A 16,853-nucleotide genomic window follows, 5' to 3' on the forward strand; every position below is an offset into this window, starting at 1 on the left:
CAGATGAAAGGAGTACAATCCATGATTACTAAAAGCGATAAGAATAAAGCGCGTCTCAAAAGACATCTGCGTGTTCGTAAGAAAATTCAAGGAACACCAGCGCGTCCTCGCTTGAATATTTTCCGCTCAGCTAAGCATATGTATGCACAACTGATCGATGATGTGAACGGAGTAACACTGGTATCGGCTTCCACTCAGGATAAAGAACTTACAGAGGTTGGCAACGGCGGCAACGTCGAAGCTGCTCGTAAAGTCGGCGAACTGGTTGCGAATCGTGCAAAAGAAAAAGGTGTAAGTGACGTCGTTTTCGACCGTAGCGGTTACCTTTACCATGGGCGTGTTCAAGCTTTGGCTGATGCAGCTCGTGAAGCAGGCCTTAAATTTTAAGAAATCCATCTCATAAGGAGGTTAACGACTTGCGTGTAGATCCTAACACTTTAGAGCTGACTGAAAAAGTTGTTCATATTAATCGCGTTGCTAAAGTTGTAAAGGGCGGACGTCGCTTTAGCTTTAGCGCTCTTGTCGTAGTAGGCGACGGTAACGGCTATGTCGGCGCTGGTATCGGTAAAGCTTCTGAAGTTCCTGATGCGATTCGCAAAGGAATTGAAGATGCTAAGAAGAACCTCGTCCACGTTCCTATCGTTGGAACTACGATTCCTCACCTTGTAACTGGTCATTTCGGCGCTGGACGTGTGCTGTTGAAACCAGCATCTGAAGGTACTGGAGTTATTGCTGGCGGCCCTGTTCGTGCAGTTCTCGAACTTGCTGGCGTTGGCGACATTTTAACAAAATCCCTGGGTTCTTCGAACTCCATGAACATGGTGAACGCTACTTTAGAAGGTCTTTCCCGTCTAAAGAAAGCGGAAGAAGTAGCCAAACTTCGCGGCAAAACCGTTGAAGAGTTGATGGGTTAAGGAGGATAAACATGTCTAAACTTCAAATTACCCTTAAGCGTAGTCTGATCGGACGTCCAGAAACACAAAAGAAGACGGTTCAAGCATTGGGTCTTAGAAAGCTGAACCACTCTGTTGTTCAAAACGACAACGAAGCCATTCGCGGCATGATTAATCAAGTCAGCCACCTGGTAGAAGTTAAAGAAATTCAAGCATAACAACCATACTCAAACTGGAGGAGGTGCAACTATGAAATTACATGAGCTTAGCTCTGCAGAAGGCTCCCGCCACACTCGTAAGCGTATTGGTCGCGGTGTAGGTAGCGGACTTGGAAAGACATCCGGACGTGGTCATAAAGGCCAGAACGCTCGCTCCGGCGGTGGTGTTCGTCCAGGTTTTGAAGGTGGTCAAAACCCACTTTACCGTCGTCTTCCGAAACGTGGTTTTGTTAATCCAACCCGTAAGGAATTCGCAATCGTGAACCTCGAGGACCTGAACAAATTTGAGGCTGGTACGGAAGTAACTCCTGAGCTTCTTATGGAAACAGGTATTGTCAAAGCACAAAAAGATGGGATCAAGATTCTTGGGAATGGCGAACTCACTGTAAAGCTTACAGTTAAGGCGAACAAGTTCTCTCAATCTGCGGTGGATAAAATCCAGGCTGCCGGCGGTCAATCCGAGGTGATTTAATGTTCCGCACCCTATCCAACATCTTTAAGGTAGAAGATTTGCGAAAGAGAATCATCTTCACGCTTCTCGTGTTAATCATCTACAGGATCGGTGCCTTTATTCCGGTACCCAACATCAATACGGAGCTCCTGAAGATGCAGGATCAGGCAAGCCAGAATAGTATCTTTGGACTGTTGAACACTTTCTCCGGCGGAGCGCTGTTCCAGTTCTCCATCTTCTCGATGTCGATTTTCCCGTATATTACGGCCTCGATTATCGTACAACTACTGTCCATGGACGTTGTTCCTAAGTTCACACAGTGGGCGAAAGAGGGAGAAGTGGGGAGAAAGAAGTCCACACAGTTCACTCGTTACTTGACGGTTGTTCTTGGTTTGATTCAAGCATTCGGATTCGCAATCGGGTTTAACAACATGAATGCTGGACTAGTAATCAATCCAAGCTTCGCAACCTATGCGATGATCGCTATTGTTCTTACCGCGGGAACTATGTTCCTGATGTGGTTGGGCGAGCAGATCACCGAAAAGGGAATCGGTAACGGAATATCGATTATTATCTTCGCTGGTATCGTGGCTGCGATTCCTACAGGAATCAGTCAGATTTATCAGACACAGTTTGCGAATGCTGGAGATGCCCTGTTCCTTAACATTTTGAAAGTCGTTCTAATACTGCTCGTATTGATTGCCATTGTTATTGGTGTCATATACGTACAGCAGGGGATTCGTAAGATTCCTGTTCAATACGCTAAACGTGTTGTAGGACGCAAAATGTATGGTGGACAGAGTACGCACATTCCTTTGAAAGTGAATGCTGCAGGCGTAATCCCAGTAATCTTTGCTGTTTCACTTCTTCAGTTCCCTACGATTCTTGCTAGCTTCTGGCTTGGGAATCCTGTAGCGGACTGGATCAGTACCAACTTAAACATCAGCACATCAGCGCCGTTAGCGCTTGTACTATACGTATTACTGATTGTAGGTTTCACCTATTTCTACACGTTTGTGCAGATTAATCCGGTGCAAATGGCCGATCAAATGAAGAAGAACGGAGGGTACATTCCTGGCGTTCGTCCTGGTAAACCAACCTCTTCTTATCTGACAAGAATTATGTCGAGAATAACCTTGTCTGGTGCTTTCTTCTTAGCTTTCATCTCTATTCTTCCAATGATCTTCGGATCTCTGGCTGGACTTCCAAGTTCGGTTCAAATTGGCGGAACTTCGCTCCTGATTCTTGTGGGTGTTGCACTGGAGACTTTGAAAACTGTCGAGAGCCAACTGATCAAGCGTCATTACAAAGGATTTATCAACAAATAGCAATAGGTTCTGATGTAGGCACTTTGTTGCGGCATCAGCACCTATTGTGCTGTTCGTACCATCAAGTGCCGAAGGAGGGGTAAACATGAACATTTTATTTATGGGTCCTCCTGGTGCGGGTAAAGGTACTCAGGCGGAGAAAATTGTTAGTGAATTCAACATTCCTCACATTTCAACCGGCGATGCCTTTAGGCTGGCAATGAGTCAAGGGACGCCACTCGGCTTAGAAGCTAAATCCTATGTCGATCAAGGCAAACTTGTTCCAGACGAAATCACGAATGGTATCGTTCGTGAACGTCTTCAGCAGCCGGATTGCGATAAAGGATTTCTTCTGGATGGCTTCCCTAGAACTATTGCTCAAGCGGAAGCACTTGAAGAGATTCTGGATTCGCTCGGTAAGCGTATCGACCATGTCATTAATTTGACGGTTGACCGCAGCTTCTTGCTGGCCAGACTGACCGGCCGTCGCATCTGTAAATCATGCGGCGCTACGTATCACGTATTGTTCAATCCTCCGAAGCAGGAAGGCGTATGCGATAAATGCTCCGGTGAATTGTACCAAAGATCTGATGATACGGAAGAAAAAGTCGGAACCCGCTTGGACGAATACACGTCGAAGACAGCACCGCTTCTTGAGTACTACCAGAAACGCAATGTACTGCGCGAGGTTGATGGGGAACAGGATATCCATGATGTAACTTCTCAAATCAGTTCATTACTGCGGGGTCATTCTTAATGATCATTTGTAAGTCCGAAGTTGAATTGGACCTTATGCGGGAAGCCGGTCGGATTGTAGCGGATACTCACGTTAGGTTGAAGCAAGCTATACGTCCCGGTATCACGACAAAGGAACTTGATAAAATCGCTGAGGAATACATCCGCAGTCAAGGAGCCGTACCATCTTTCAAAGGCTACAATGGTTTCTCTGGCAGCATCTGCACTTCAGTCAACGAAGAATTGGTGCACGGCATTCCCGGTAACCGTAAACTGGTCGAGGGTGACATTATCAGCATTGATATCGGGGCACAATATAAGGGATATCATGGTGATTCCGCCTGGACCTATGGAGTCGGGGAGATTTCTGAAACCGCACAGAAGCTTCTGGAAGTTACTGAACGATCGCTGTATGCCGGACTGGCGGAAGCCAAACCGGATGCTCGGCTGTATACGATCTCACATGCCATACAGCAAGTCATAGAAGACGCCGGATTTTCAGTGGTGCGCGAATATGTCGGTCATGGTATCGGCACTGAGCTGCATGAAGACCCACAAATTCCGAACTATGGAATTCGAGACAAGGGCCCTCGCCTCAAGCCGGGGATGGTTCTTGCGATCGAACCTATGGTCAACGTCGGACAGCGTTACGTAAAGACACTTGATGATGATTGGACCGTTGTTACCACGGACAGCTCCTTATGCGCCCATTTTGAACATACTATTGCCATTACGGTAAACGGTTATGAAATACTAACCCAGCTGAAGGTTTAGAATGGAGAAATCGGTGAATCAGGGATCGCTGCCCCAAACCGGTCAAATCGTAAAGATACTTCGAGGCAAAGATCAAGGTCAGTATGCAGTCATTATCCGCGTTGAAGACAGTAAATTCGTATGGATTGCTGACGGGGATAAGCGCAGATTCGACCAGCCGAAGAAGAAGAATGTTCAACATCTTCAACTTCAGCTTACGATTAGTGGAGAAGTATCCAGAAGTTTAACGGAAAGCAGCCGTGTTACGAATGCTAAGTTAAGACATGCGGTGAATATATTTATCGACAGTCTACAATCTGATGCAGATGAGAAAGGAGAATGACCATGGCTAAAGAAGATGTTATTGAGGTGGAAGGTACAGTAATTGAACCTCTTCCGAATGCAATGTTTAAGGTAGAGCTTGAGAACGGACATAAGATACTGGCCCACGTTTCAGGTAAAATCAGAATGCATTTCATTCGTATTCTACCTGGTGACAAGGTTACCGTAGAACTATCCCCTTATGACTTGACGAGAGGTCGCATAACCTATCGGTTCAAATAAATAGCAAGAGACGCCGCAGTCTTAACCGACATAGCGGCCAACCCTTACGAAGCAAGTTTGCGGTGGCAAACTCTCAGGAGGTAATAAACATGAAGGTAAGACCGTCGGTCAAGCCAATTTGCGAGAAATGCAAAGTCATTCGCCGCAAAGGCAATGTTATGGTAATTTGCGAAAATCCGAAACATAAACAAAAACAAGGCTAAAAGGAGGTGCACGTTCAACAATGGCACGTATTGCTGGTGTAGACTTACCACGCGACAAACGCGTTGAAATCGCATTGACGTACATTTTCGGTATCGGTAAAACCACTTCTCAGAAAGTTCTGAGTCAAACTGGCGTTGACGCATCTACTCGTGTTCGCGACCTCACTGAAGAAGAAGTAAGCAAAATTCGTGAAGTCATCGACAAAACGATCAAAGTAGAAGGCGACTTACGTCGTGAAATCGCCCTGAACATTAAGCGCCTGGTAGAAATCGGCTGCTATCGTGGTATCCGTCATCGCCGTGGCCTGCCTGTTCGTGGTCAACGTACTAAGACAAATGCACGTACGCGTAAAGGTCCTCGTCGTACTGTAGCTAACAAGAAGAAATAATAAAGGGGGTTAGAGTGAACAATGGCTAAACCTAAAAAGGTCGTCCGTACTAAACGTCGTGACCGTAAGAATATTGAATCCGGTGTGGCGCACATCCGCTCCACATTCAACAATACAATCGTAACCATTACGGATCCACATGGTAATGCGCTGTCTTGGGCAAGCGCAGGTAACCTGGGCTTCAAAGGATCCCGTAAAAGCACACCATTTGCAGCACAAATGGCAGCTGAATCCGCTGCTAGAGCAGCAATGGAGCACGGTCTGAAAGTTGTTGAAGTCATGGTTAAAGGTCCTGGTGCCGGCCGTGAAGCAGCAATCCGTTCTTTGCAGGCAGCTGGTCTGGAAGTCAACCTGATTAAGGACGTAACACCAATTCCTCATAACGGTTGCCGTCCTCCAAAACGTCGTCGCGTATAATTAGAAGTCGGCATGTGGTATAAATATTCTAAACATGTGAATAATGATGTTGAAGGATTGGCATACTACATCGTTTATGGATTGTTCCAGGGTAACGACGTTTTGAAGGAGGGTTAATTTCATGATCGAAATCGAAAAACCAAAAATAGAGACCGTATCTTTAAGTGAAGACGGGGCTTACGGCAAATTCGTCGTAGAACCGTTGGAACGCGGATACGGAACCACATTAGGTAACTCACTACGTCGTATCTTATTGTCCTCGCTGCCGGGTGCTGCGGTCAGCTCCGTACAAATCGACGGAGTTCTTCATGAATTCTCGACTATTCCGGGAGTTATGGAGGACGTAACCGAGATTATTCTGAACCTGAAAGGACTTTCTTTGAAAATCCATTCAGATGAAGAAAAAGTATTGGAGATTGACGCCGAAGGAGAAGGTAGAATCACAGCCGCTGATATTCGCGCAGATAGTGATGTGGAGATCTTGAACCCGGATCTTCATATCGCAACTCTTTCGTCGGATTCCCGTCTTCATATGAGAATCCATGCGAACAGAGGCCGCGGTTATGTACCGGCTGATAAGAACAAACGGGATGAGCAGCTGATTGGCCTTATTCCGGTTGATTCGATCTACACTCCGATTACCCGTGTAAACTACAGTGTGGAGAACACACGTGTAGGCCAGGTAACAAACTACGACAAACTAACCCTCGAAGTGTGGTCGGACGGAAGTATTCGCCCTGAGGAAGCAGTTAGTCTAGGAGCGAAGATCCTGACGGAACACCTAATGCTCTTTGTTGGATTAACCGATGAAGCTAAAGACGCTGAAATTATGGTCGAAAAAGAAGAGGATAAGAAAGAAAAAGTTCTGGAGATGACCATTGAAGAACTCGATCTTTCTGTTCGTTCTTATAACTGTTTGAAGCGTGCCGGTATTAATACTGTGCAAGAGCTCATCACTAAAACCGAAGAAGATATGATGAAAGTACGTAACCTCGGCCGTAAATCTCTTGAAGAAGTTCAAGAGAAGCTCGAAGAGCTTGGACTTGGCCTGCGTACTGAAGAATAATCACCTCAGAAGGAGGGTTAAGACATGGCATACCAAAAGTTGGGTCGTGATTCTAGCGCACGGAAAGCATTGTTTCGTGACTTGGTAACGGACCTGTTCATAAACGAACGCATTCAAACAACAGAAGCAAAAGCGAAGGAAGTTCGTTCTATCGCCGAGAAGCTTATTACATTAGCTAAACGCGGAGATCTGCATGCTCGTCGTCAAGCGGCTGCATTTGTTCGTCGTGAATCTGCAGGGGATCAGGATGCTATCCAGAAATTATTCTCCGAGCTTGCTACCCGCTATGCTGAGCGTCCAGGTGGATACACTCGTATCCTTAAACTAGGACCTCGTCGCGGCGATGCTGCTCCTATGGTATATCTGGAACTGGTAGACCGGGCGTAACAAAGGATGGGAAAGGGTGGACAGAATCGTATGATTCTGCTGAAGCCCTTTTTTTGTAATCTGATTAGATTACAGTCCTTGGGTTTCCCGCTCACCTGTCCGTTTGTTCATACGGAGGGTCTTGTTCGTGAGAAATATACGCTTAACGGTAAGTTATGATGGCACCTCGTACTCGGGATTTCAGACACAGCCACATGGGAAAACGGTTCAGGATCATCTGGAGCGAGCCATTTGGATGTTGTCCGGGGAAACGGTGAAGATCACCTCTTCGGGGCGTACGGACGCTGGCGTTCACGCACGTGCTCAGGTGATCAATTTCACTACGGCTTCCCAAATACCCGCTGAACGCTGGTGCCTTGCTCTTAATTCCAGGCTTCCGAAAGACATCGTGGCACTTTGTGCGGATGAAGTGCCCCTGTCTTTTCATTCCCGCAGATCTGCTAAACGAAAAACATACACATATACCATCCGTATTGCACGGATGCCGGATGTTTTTAACCGCCGCTATCAATACCATCATCACAGTCCACTCAACGTGGAGGCCATGAGAGACGCGCTAGCGGCAATTATAGGCCAGCATGATTTTTCCTCGTTCTGCTCGATCAGAACCGTAACCGAATCGCGCGTACGCACGATATACGACGCTTGGATTGATGAAGAGCCTGATCTATTGTCTGGTGGAGCCGAGGGTACAGGGCAGCTGAAGTTTTATTTCTGCGGTAACGGCTTCTTGTACAATATGGTAAGGATTCTTGTGGGAACATTAATACAAGTCGGAGAAGGCAAACGCTCATCTGATGACATGGCTGCGATTTTGAGGGGACGTAACCGGGCACTCGCGGGACCGACAGCAGTGGCTCAAGGGCTGATGCTGTGGAATGTAGAATATGCAGATTAGTTTAATTTAATTCTTGCTATTCTCTGGACTATGCTGTAAAATATGTGATGGTGTTTCTTGAAGGGCTACCCCACGGCCCCGTCTTCAAGTCGCCATTGACATGACGTAATTTAACCTATGAATGTGTTAGTTAATAAGGTTTTAGATATATTTTCTAGGAGGATCAAAGCATGCGTACCACATATATGGCTAAGTCCAATGAAGTAGAACGCAAATGGTACATCATTGATGCTACCGGCAAGACGCTCGGACGTCTTGCAAGCGAAGCTGCAAGCATTATCCGCGGCAAGCATAAGCCGCAATTCACACCGCACGTGGATACTGGTGATTTTGTTGTTATTATCAATGCAGAGAAGATTCATCTGACTGGTAACAAACTTCAAGATAAGAAATACTACCGTCACTCCATGCATCCAGGTGGCCTGAAAGTTACAACGGCGCAGGAAATGCTGAATAAAAAGCCTGAACGTGTACTGGAACTCGCTATTCATGGCATGCTTCCAAAGACTCGTCTGGGTAACGCAATGAAGTTGAAGTTGAAAGTATATGCAGGTGCGGAGCATCCACACCAAGCACAACAACCAGAAGTTTGGGAACTTCAGGGTTAATTGAAAGGGAGGACTGACTTGTGGCACAAGTTCAATACTACGGAACCGGTCGTCGTAAGCATTCGGTAGCACGTGTACGTCTCGTACCGGGCGAAGGACGCATCGTCATCAACAAGCGTGACCTGAACGAATACTTCGGTCTGGAGACGCTGAAACTGATCGTGAAACAACCTTTGGCGCTGACTGAAACAATCGGTAAGTACGATGTACTCGTACTGACTAACGGCGGTGGAATGAGCGGACAAGCGGGCGCAATCCGCCATGGCATTTCCCGCGCACTGCTTAAAGCAGATCCTGAGTTCCGCGGATCTCTGAAGCGTGCAGGATTCCTGACTCGTGATCCTCGTATGAAGGAACGTAAGAAGTACGGCTTGAAAGCAGCTCGTCGTGCACCTCAGTTCTCGAAACGTTAAGATCGGCATACAAACAACCCTTCTATGTACACTACTTGGTGTATATAGAAGGGTTTTTTATGCTTAAGCATCTTTTTCTTTGCAAGATGTGTTCTATAAGTAAAATGCACATACCACCTGATCAACCAGATCTTTTTCCATTAGGTATATTGCGTGGAAAGTCCTGCTAGTCCTTCATCTCATATACCTGAAAACTGAGTTTATACTCCGTTTGATGATGCTTTTATTCATTTTATAATTTACACATCCGTCATAGCTAAAATCCTCCTGTCTTTTGATCCCTATCTAAAGGAACCAAGTAACCTTTTATTCAATATGATATAAAGGTATGAAAATAGCTATTGACTTCATCAGGAAGTGAATTATAATTATGGTAAATAATAAAACATATACGTATACTCGGAATTAACAGGAGGACACTAGGTATGAACTTATTGGAGAAAGAGTCTTTGGTAGCTAAAGCTGCAATAGAATTCGAAAATCAATCACCGGAGGAGCTTATCCGCTGGGCCGTACAAACTTTTCCTAACATTACATTAGCCTGCAGTTTTGGAGCTGAAGATGTCGTGTTAGTGGATATGCTTCAGAAGGTAAGCCCTGAAACTGATATTTTTTATTTGGATACAAACGTGCATTTTCAGGAGACCTACGAAACTAGGGATCGCCTTCAGAACCATTATCAGAAATCGTTTATTCAGGTTCTTCCTAAACTTACACTTGAAGAGCAGGCTGCTCAATATGGGGCTGACCTGTGGCTTTCCAAGCCTAATGAGTGCTGCGGGATTCGCAAGGTTGATCCTCTGACGGATATTCTGAAGAATTACGATGCCTGGATAACAGGAATCCGCCGTGATCAAGCGCCTACCAGGGCTAATGCCAAAAAGGTTGAGTACGATGTAAAGTTCGGATTAATCAAATTTAATCCTATTGCGAACTGGACTTCCGAGGATGTTTGGGAATATATACGCGCTAACGGCATTATCTACAATGCACTTCATGATCAAAATTATCCTAGTATCGGTTGCAGCCATTGTACCAAAGCGGTCGCACCTGGTGAGGACCCGAGGGCAGGACGCTGGGCTGGTAATGAAAAGACAGAGTGCGGACTTCATAAATAAACTAATCGAACTAAAACAAAGGAGAATATACGATGACATCTCCAATTGCCCCACACGGAGGCTCTTTAATTAATCGCATTGCTGTAGGAGCAGAGCGTGATAACCTGCTGAAACTAGCCTTAAACCTTACACAACTAAAAGTAAATGCTTGGACATTGTCCGATTTGGATCTGATATCAGTAGGTGCGTTTTCTCCATTAACCGGATTCCTTGAAGAAAACGACTACCTGTCTGTAGTAGAGAATATGCGTCTGGCTGACGGTACAGTATGGAGTATACCCATAACCCTGGCTGTTGAAGAAACAATAGCTCAGAGCCTCGTTATCGGCTCTCAGGTGGCCCTTGTAGGGGAAGACAATACTACCTACGCCATTCTTGATGTAAACAGCATATATAAAGCTGATCAAGAGCGTGAATCGTTGCGTGTATTTGGCACCAATGATCAAGAACATCCGGGTGTTCAGAAGCTGCTATCCAGGCCTGAAACCTATATCGGCGGACCAATTCGTATGCTGAACAGACCCCGTCCGGAGAAGTTTGACGAATTTTACTTTGACCCTGCCGAGACACGCCGTATCTTTGCGGAGAAGAATTGGAGAACGATCGTCGGTTTCCAGACGCGTAATCCTGTACACAGAGCTCATGAATATATTCAAAAGTCTGCAATGGAAATTGTTGATGCTTTATTCCTCAACCCTCTGGTGGGGGAAACGAAGTCGGATGATATTTCAGCGGATGTAAGAATGAAAAGCTACCTAGTTCTTCTTGAAAATTACTATCCGCAAGATCGCGCATTCCTAGGTGTATTTCCTGCCGCTATGCGTTACGCTGGTCCTAGAGAAGCCATTTTCCATGCCCTTGTCCGTAAAAATTATGGCTGTACACACTTTATCGTAGGTAGGGATCATGCCGGTGTAGGGGATTACTATGGGACCTACGAAGCCCAAGATATATTCCGTAACTTCACAGCAGAAGAGATTGGGATAACCCCTCTATTCTTTGAACACAGTTTCTTTTGCACGAAGTGCGGTAATATGGCCTCGAGTAAGACATGTCCTCACGATAAGGCGGATCATATGCATTTATCGGGTACCAAAGTCCGTGCGCTTCTTAGAGACGGACAATGCCCTCCTAAGGAATTTACACGGCCTGAAGTTGCCCGCGTTCTTATTGAAGGGATGTCAGAACCAGCTGCTATAACGACATAATTGTTTTCATAACAGTCTATATCCGCACTCCCATGTACGGCGTAACTTCATAAGGTATAATTGTCCACCCTGTCCCATATAGATTGAAAAGAGTCTATTGGAACTGAGGTGGATTTTTCATGCGGAGACCTAGAAAAAGATTAGTCGTGTGGTTGACTTGGGATAGCAGTATTAGAATCGTGATGGCTGCTCTGCTGATCGTCCTTATGACATTCATGTATACCTACGAGCTTCCCTCTACAAGAACATGGAGTGAATGGTCCATGCCTCTCTCCGGAAGAACCATTGCTTTAGATGCTGGCCACGGCGGGCCTGATGGAGGTGCAGTCAGTCCATCCGGAATTATTGAAAAAGACATTAATTTGGCCATCACGCTTTATTTACGCGATTATTTGCAGCAGGCAGGAGCATTGGTTGTGCTAACCCGAGAAACAGACACGGATCTTGCACAGGAAGGAACGAAGGGTCTTAGCCGACGCAAGACCGAAGATTTACTTACTCGCGCAGAATACATCAACGGCAAAAAAGCCGATATGTTTATTAGTATTCATTTAAACAGCTATCCTTCTCCACAATGGAGCGGCGCCCAAACCTTTTTCTATCCCAATCATCCGGATAATGCTTCCTTATCAAAGCTGATTCAAGAAGAGTTAAAGAAAAACCTGGAGAATACCGAGCGGGTGCCGAAGCAGGCGGATAAAGGTGTTTACTTACTTAAAACACTCAAGATGCCAAGCGCCCTAGTGGAGGTCGGTTTTTTATCCAATCCCGAGGAGTCACGTATGCTGGCAGATGATAAATATCAGAAGAAAGTGGCGGCCTCTATTTATCAGGGAGTTTTAAGGTATTTCTCAGGGGAGAAAGTGCGCTCCTCCTAATGGGTATGCTATAATAATCTGAATAGAAATAAGCCTACCGAGGTGGAACGCATGGTGACCAAAGAGCTTATCCGGCAAGCACTCCAGCCGATTATAGACCCTGAGTACAAAGCATCAGTCGTAGATTTAAACCTAGTCAAAGACGTGGTCATTAAAGAAAACAGAATCTCTCTGACCTGTGTACTGACTTCTTCAGATGAAGTCTATAAAGCTTCACTGCAAAGTCAGATCCAGGATGCTCTTGCCGCAGTTGGAGCGGATCAGATTCATATCCGGTTTCGAGAAATCACGGATTATGAGAAGAACCAGTTTGCAGAACTCGGAAATGCTCCTGTGAGCGAGGGATCCGAGGGAAGTGACGCGGCGCAGAGTCAACATGCAGCGGCCCCTCTTCTGGATCCGCAGTCTCCTGTGCAATTTATCGCGATAGCCAGCGGTAAGGGAGGCGTCGGCAAATCTACGGTAACAGCTAATTTAGCTGTCGCTCTAGCTCGTCTGGGTAAGAAAGTCGGTATCATGGATGCTGATATATATGGCTTTAGCATACCGGACATGATGGGGATCGAAGAGCAGCCCCAGTTAATCGATAACCGGATCCATCCGGTTGTGAAATTCGGTGTAAAAGTAATCTCAATGGGATTCTTTGTAGAAGATAATTCACCGGTTATATGGCGCGGCCCAATGCTGGGTAAAATGCTCCATAATTTCTTCCACGAAGTAGATTGGGGAGAACTGGATTACCTTCTTCTCGATTTGCCGCCAGGCACAGGTGACATTGCGCTGGATCTTCATCAGCTGTTGCCTCAAAGCAAAGAAATCTTGGTTACAACACCACATGCTACCGCAGCATTCGTGGCTGCCAGGGCTGGCGCAATGGCGGTACAGACGCAGCATGATATTATTGGTGTGGTGGAGAACATGGCCTATTACGAATGTTCGAAATGCGGCGAGAAGGATTATGTATTCGGCCGGGGCGGCGGTGCTATGCTTGCCGAACAGCTTCATACTAAACTGCTCGCTCAAATCCCGCTTGGAGCTCCAGTTAATCACGTATCCGAAGCGGACTTTTCTCCTTCGGTTTACAAAGCTGATTCGAAGTCAGGCGGTATTTATCTGGAACTGGCAGCTAATGTTATCGAAGAATTGCAAAAGAACTGATGCATCTGCATCAGTTCTTTTTTTTGCCGCTGCTTTTTCCGCTCTATCGAATTCATTTACTCCGGTATAATCCGGGGGGTGGGTTACTGGTCGTCTTCCTTTTTCTTGTCCTTTTCTTCCTGGCTGGCCTCATCTTTGCTTTTATCACTCTGCCCGCTATCCTGACTTTGTTCCTGCTTGTTCTGTTGATCCCCCTGGCCGCTTTGCCCTCCTTGGCCGCCTCCCTGGCCACCCTGACCGCCCTGACCGCCTTTTCCGCTCTCTCCGCCTGAACTCTTAGGTATAATCCCTTCCTCCATGACTTTCTTCATCATGGTGAACACCTGAGCTTGGAATATAGGACTCTGGAAAGACTCTTGGATCACATTCATCATCTGCTGACGATATTGGGCGGAGCGGGTCATATCCATCATTAATTGCTCGTATTCCGGATTTTTCATGACTTGAAGCAGTTGTTTCTGGTATTCAGGATCTTTCATCAAATCCTTATGAAGCTGCTTATCCTGGGTGCTGACCGCTTTTGCGAAATCACCGGCAAATTTAGGGTCTTTCATCATATCCCGGATGAACTTACTGCTCTCTGTGTTAGTCAGGACATCTTTTACGGCTGTCTGCATCTGAAGCTTATCTCCTTCTGACATAGCCTTCAGCGAAGAACCCCCACTGCCACCGGCGGCCGCTTTTTCTATAGCGGCCCGGCCCTCATCAGATTTTAGAATATCGAGCACCATTGATTTGGTTTCTTTATAATTGCTTTGGGAAGATGAAGACCCCTGTGAAGAGGTCTCCGATCCGCATGAAGATAAGAGCAGGATGACGGCGGTTAAGGCAGGAGCAAAACGCATCCATTTTCTGTTCATTGCGCACACAAACTCCCTTCCCCTCTGTTAATGGTTTTAGTATGCGTGGGGGGGAGGCATTTCATCATTAAAGCGGATGGTTGATTACTGAGAATGATGGGCAATTATGGCCGGTTGACCGAAGGTTAAATTAACATCTTCTCGATGCCTTTTCTTAATAGACTTGCTTAAAAGATTTTTCTTCCACCGGCTTGTTTTCCGTTTGGGCCTGTTTCATTAGCTCGCTTACGGTTACAAACTCATAACCCTTGCTGCGCAATTGGTCAATAATAGCGGGTAAGGCTTCATGAGTCTGCTTGCAGGAATCGCTGGCGTGCAGCAGAACAATATCACCTGGATGTGCCTTGTTTACGACGCGGTTAATAATTTGGTCCACACCCGGGTTCTTCCAGTCCAATGAGTCGGTATCCCACTGAATGACCCTATAGCCAAGCTGATCAGCAATAGAAAGAACGCGTTTATCAAAATCACCATTAGGCATGCGGATCAAATTGGGCGCTTTTCCGGTTAAATCTTCAAGGACTCCGTGAGCAGTTTGGATTTGCTTCCGAATCTCTTCGTCTCCAAGACTGCTGTAGTTAACGTGCTTATGACCATGGCTTCCGATCTCATACCCGCTTTTAACGATACGGTTGACGGTGTCGGGGTGACTTTTGCTCCAAGGAGAAGACAAAAAGAAAGTGGCGTTCTTAACTCCTTTTTGTTCGAGAATGTCCAGAATAGGATCCGTGCGGACTTCTCCCCATGAAATATCGAAAGTCAGTGCGATCTGTTTCTTTTCCGTCTTTACGTTGTAAATAGCCGCGGGAGCACCGCTTGAGAAAACAGCCATGTTTTCACGTTCCGAATAAACAATTCCTGCAGCGAACATAACGGCCACCGTTATAAAAACGGTTTGTTTCATTTTTTTTGCGCTATACACATAAAAATGACTCACGCTTCAATAGCCTCCTTCGTCCTGGGCTTGTATTCCGGCTTAGTAAAATGTATGCTCGTACCAATAACTTATGCGTTGAATATGGAAAGGAGGACTAAGGACTTGAAGAAATTGCAGTGGAAGGCATTATTCCGCCACATGGGGGAGATGAAGCATTATCTAATTGCCTCGACGCTAGTTTTTGTGGCGGGCTTGGTGCTTGGTGTCCAATATTCAGACCGGTTTCAGGTTTTTCTTGATCAGCAATTGGCCGGGATGGAGCAGCTTGTAGGTTTAGTTAAAGAGAAGGACAATCAAAGCCTGTGGTTGTTTATCATTATTTTTCTGAATAACGCCATCAAATCTTTGATGTTTGTATATCTGGGGCTTTTCTTTGGTATTATTCCTTTGATGGTCCTGTTAGTGAATGGACTTATTTTGGGGTATGTCATTGATTATCAACTTCAAGAGCAAAGCATTTCATTTATTCTAAAAGGATTGCTTCCCCACGGAGTTTTTGAAATTCCGGCTATTATTGTGGCCTGTGCATACGGAATTCGATTAGGAATTCTAGTGATCCAAATGCTCGGAACGATGTTCGCACCAAGCAGAAGCGGGAAAATTACTGCGGAGTTTAAGCGCGTACTGGGACTTACCAAACCACTTATTCTTCTTATAGTAGGGACCCTTCTGTTCGCGGCTTTAGTTGAAAGTACAGTTACACTCTGGCTGTTAAGTAAATAGAAATTGTAAAATATTTCTTAATCCCCGTCATAAAATGCTCAAAACATGAGCATAACAGTAAAGCGGAACGGTTGCCGGATCAACAAACTAAAATTCTGGCGGCGTTCCGGTTGTTTTCTTCTGTTAGCATATGTTGAGAGTTGAGAGGGGTAGGGATTACATTGATGCTAGGTTTTCTTTTTAACGAACGAGAGTGCAGAGAACTTGATTACGTACTCCGCAAAGAGTTGGATGAAATGCTGTTTGACCTCAATGATAAAAGAATGGATCAAGAAATAAAGAAAGCAATTGAATCCCGTTACAAAGTCATCTTTCGGATGTATGCAAGGCTTGCTTCTCCTAGGGAAATCTCTAAATATGCACGTAATCGGGTACAGCATTAAATTATCCTTGACACCAGAGAAGGATTCATGGTAAATTCTAATTCGCTGATTCAGTACTTATTCGGACAAGCTGATTAAGAAAAATAAATTTCAAAAAAAAGCTTGCAATGAATGACTGATATGTGTTATATTAAAAAAGTCGCCGCTGAGATAACAGCGAAAACGACAAGAACCGACAAAGTTCAAAATTGTCCTTTGAAAACTGAACAACGAGTGATTGAAACGTCTTGAGCAATCAGGACGCTAAACAGAGAAGAAATTCTCGTCAGCATTAACTTTTTGAGCT

Annotated in this window: 25 protein-coding genes; 23 read left to right on the forward strand and 2 right to left on the reverse strand. The window is 45.5% G+C overall.

What is annotated here, in order from left to right; translation table 11 throughout:
- The first annotated feature begins 21 nt into the window (after positions 1-21).
- The 21 genes from rplR (at position 22) to AR333_RS23005 (ending at position 13,664) form a co-directional block, all read left to right on the forward strand.
- On the forward strand, positions 22-387 hold the full coding sequence (gene rplR / locus AR333_RS22905) for a 50S ribosomal protein L18 (RefSeq protein ID WP_068777691.1): 366 nt from the start codon (positions 22-24) through the stop codon (positions 385-387).
- Between the two features lie 29 nt (positions 388-416).
- Entirely contained in the window at positions 417-914 is a 498-nt protein-coding gene (gene rpsE, locus AR333_RS22910) for a 30S ribosomal protein S5 (RefSeq protein ID WP_009676829.1), read from the forward strand.
- 11 nt (positions 915-925) lie between these two features.
- A complete protein-coding gene (gene rpmD, locus AR333_RS22915; protein ID WP_068777692.1) occupies positions 926-1,111 on the forward strand; it encodes a 50S ribosomal protein L30 in 186 nt (61 codons plus the stop codon).
- 31 nt (positions 1,112-1,142) lie between these two features.
- Positions 1,143-1,583, forward strand: a complete 441-nt coding sequence (gene rplO, locus AR333_RS22920; protein WP_068777693.1) for a 50S ribosomal protein L15 — start codon at positions 1,143-1,145, stop codon at positions 1,581-1,583.
- On the forward strand, positions 1,583-2,890 hold the full coding sequence (gene secY, locus AR333_RS22925) for a preprotein translocase subunit SecY (RefSeq protein ID WP_068777694.1): 1,308 nt from the start codon (positions 1,583-1,585) through the stop codon (positions 2,888-2,890). The genes rplO and secY overlap by 1 nt, the downstream gene beginning before the upstream one ends.
- An 85-nt stretch (positions 2,891-2,975) precedes the next feature.
- A complete protein-coding gene (locus AR333_RS22930; protein WP_068777695.1) occupies positions 2,976-3,626 on the forward strand; it encodes an adenylate kinase in 651 nt (216 codons plus the stop codon).
- Positions 3,626-4,378 (forward strand): type I methionyl aminopeptidase, encoded by a 753-nt coding sequence (gene map, locus AR333_RS22935; RefSeq protein ID WP_068777696.1) that lies wholly within the window; start codon positions 3,626-3,628, stop codon positions 4,376-4,378. Before AR333_RS22930 ends, map begins: the two co-directional genes overlap by 1 nt.
- A gap of 1 nt (position 4,379) precedes the next feature.
- A complete protein-coding gene (locus AR333_RS22940) occupies positions 4,380-4,700 on the forward strand; it encodes a KOW domain-containing RNA-binding protein (protein WP_068777697.1) in 321 nt (106 codons plus the stop codon).
- A gap of 2 nt (positions 4,701-4,702) precedes the next feature.
- Positions 4,703-4,921 carry a translation initiation factor IF-1 gene (gene infA, locus AR333_RS22945; RefSeq protein ID WP_009676800.1) on the forward strand — a complete coding sequence of 73 codons (219 nt, stop codon included), beginning with the start codon at positions 4,703-4,705 and terminating at the stop codon, positions 4,919-4,921.
- Between the two features lie 89 nt (positions 4,922-5,010).
- Positions 5,011-5,124 carry a 50S ribosomal protein L36 gene (gene rpmJ / locus AR333_RS22950; protein ID WP_003333770.1) on the forward strand — a complete coding sequence of 38 codons (114 nt, stop codon included), beginning with the start codon at positions 5,011-5,013 and terminating at the stop codon, positions 5,122-5,124.
- Between the two features lie 20 nt (positions 5,125-5,144).
- Positions 5,145-5,513 (forward strand): 30S ribosomal protein S13, encoded by a 369-nt coding sequence (rpsM, locus tag AR333_RS22955; protein WP_016423661.1) that lies wholly within the window; start codon positions 5,145-5,147, stop codon positions 5,511-5,513.
- 21 nt (positions 5,514-5,534) lie between these two features.
- The gene (gene rpsK / locus AR333_RS22960) at positions 5,535-5,930 is read left to right on the forward strand and encodes a 30S ribosomal protein S11 (RefSeq protein ID WP_016423660.1); all 396 of its coding nucleotides are present in this window, start codon (positions 5,535-5,537) and stop codon (positions 5,928-5,930) included.
- A 121-nt stretch (positions 5,931-6,051) separates the two neighbouring features.
- Complete coding sequence (locus tag AR333_RS22965; protein WP_068777698.1) at positions 6,052-6,996, forward strand: DNA-directed RNA polymerase subunit alpha; 945 nt, start codon at positions 6,052-6,054, stop codon at positions 6,994-6,996.
- A 24-nt stretch (positions 6,997-7,020) separates the two neighbouring features.
- On the forward strand, positions 7,021-7,383 hold the full coding sequence (rplQ, locus tag AR333_RS22970) for a 50S ribosomal protein L17 (protein ID WP_068777699.1): 363 nt from the start codon (positions 7,021-7,023) through the stop codon (positions 7,381-7,383).
- A gap of 127 nt (positions 7,384-7,510) precedes the next feature.
- Positions 7,511-8,281: a tRNA pseudouridine(38-40) synthase TruA gene (gene truA / locus AR333_RS22975; protein WP_068777700.1), complete on the forward strand. Its 771-nt coding sequence runs from the start codon at positions 7,511-7,513 to the stop codon at positions 8,279-8,281.
- A 170-nt stretch (positions 8,282-8,451) separates the two neighbouring features.
- On the forward strand, positions 8,452-8,889 hold the full coding sequence (rplM, locus tag AR333_RS22980; RefSeq protein ID WP_068777701.1) for a 50S ribosomal protein L13: 438 nt from the start codon (positions 8,452-8,454) through the stop codon (positions 8,887-8,889).
- 20 nt (positions 8,890-8,909) lie between these two features.
- The gene (rpsI, locus tag AR333_RS22985) at positions 8,910-9,302 is read left to right on the forward strand and encodes a 30S ribosomal protein S9 (protein ID WP_068777702.1); all 393 of its coding nucleotides are present in this window, start codon (positions 8,910-8,912) and stop codon (positions 9,300-9,302) included.
- Positions 9,303-9,727: 425 nt separating this feature from the next.
- Entirely contained in the window at positions 9,728-10,420 is a 693-nt protein-coding gene (locus AR333_RS22990) for a phosphoadenylyl-sulfate reductase (protein WP_068777703.1), read from the forward strand.
- Between the two features lie 32 nt (positions 10,421-10,452).
- Positions 10,453-11,628, forward strand: a complete 1,176-nt coding sequence (gene sat, locus AR333_RS22995) for a sulfate adenylyltransferase (protein ID WP_068777704.1) — start codon at positions 10,453-10,455, stop codon at positions 11,626-11,628.
- A 119-nt stretch (positions 11,629-11,747) separates the two neighbouring features.
- A complete protein-coding gene (gene cwlD / locus AR333_RS23000; protein WP_068777705.1) occupies positions 11,748-12,506 on the forward strand; it encodes an N-acetylmuramoyl-L-alanine amidase CwlD in 759 nt (252 codons plus the stop codon).
- A gap of 51 nt (positions 12,507-12,557) precedes the next feature.
- The gene (locus AR333_RS23005) at positions 12,558-13,664 is read left to right on the forward strand and encodes an Mrp/NBP35 family ATP-binding protein (protein WP_068777706.1); all 1,107 of its coding nucleotides are present in this window, start codon (positions 12,558-12,560) and stop codon (positions 13,662-13,664) included.
- An 83-nt stretch (positions 13,665-13,747) separates the two neighbouring features.
- Here the strand turns inward: AR333_RS23005 and gerD are convergent, their stop codons facing one another.
- The gene (gene gerD, locus AR333_RS23010; RefSeq protein ID WP_068777707.1) at positions 13,748-14,524 is read right to left on the reverse strand and encodes a spore germination lipoprotein GerD; all 777 of its coding nucleotides are present in this window, start codon (positions 14,522-14,524) and stop codon (positions 13,748-13,750) included.
- A gap of 154 nt (positions 14,525-14,678) precedes the next feature.
- The gene (pdaB, locus tag AR333_RS23015; RefSeq protein ID WP_068777708.1) at positions 14,679-15,461 is read right to left on the reverse strand and encodes a polysaccharide deacetylase family sporulation protein PdaB; all 783 of its coding nucleotides are present in this window, start codon (positions 15,459-15,461) and stop codon (positions 14,679-14,681) included.
- A gap of 102 nt (positions 15,462-15,563) precedes the next feature.
- Between pdaB and AR333_RS23020 the strand changes: the two genes are divergently transcribed.
- Together AR333_RS23020 and AR333_RS25530 are read left to right on the forward strand one after the other, a co-directional pair.
- Positions 15,564-16,184 (forward strand): stage II sporulation protein M, encoded by a 621-nt coding sequence (locus AR333_RS23020; RefSeq protein WP_253735952.1) that lies wholly within the window; start codon positions 15,564-15,566, stop codon positions 16,182-16,184.
- A gap of 164 nt (positions 16,185-16,348) precedes the next feature.
- Positions 16,349-16,567: a hypothetical protein gene (locus tag AR333_RS25530; RefSeq protein ID WP_068777709.1), complete on the forward strand. Its 219-nt coding sequence runs from the start codon at positions 16,349-16,351 to the stop codon at positions 16,565-16,567.
- Positions 16,568-16,853: the final 286 nt, after the last annotated feature.

It is taken from the genome of Paenibacillus sp. FJAT-26967 (assembly GCF_001541095.1).
GTDB lineage: Bacteria > Bacillota > Bacilli > Paenibacillales > NBRC-103111 > Paenibacillus_F.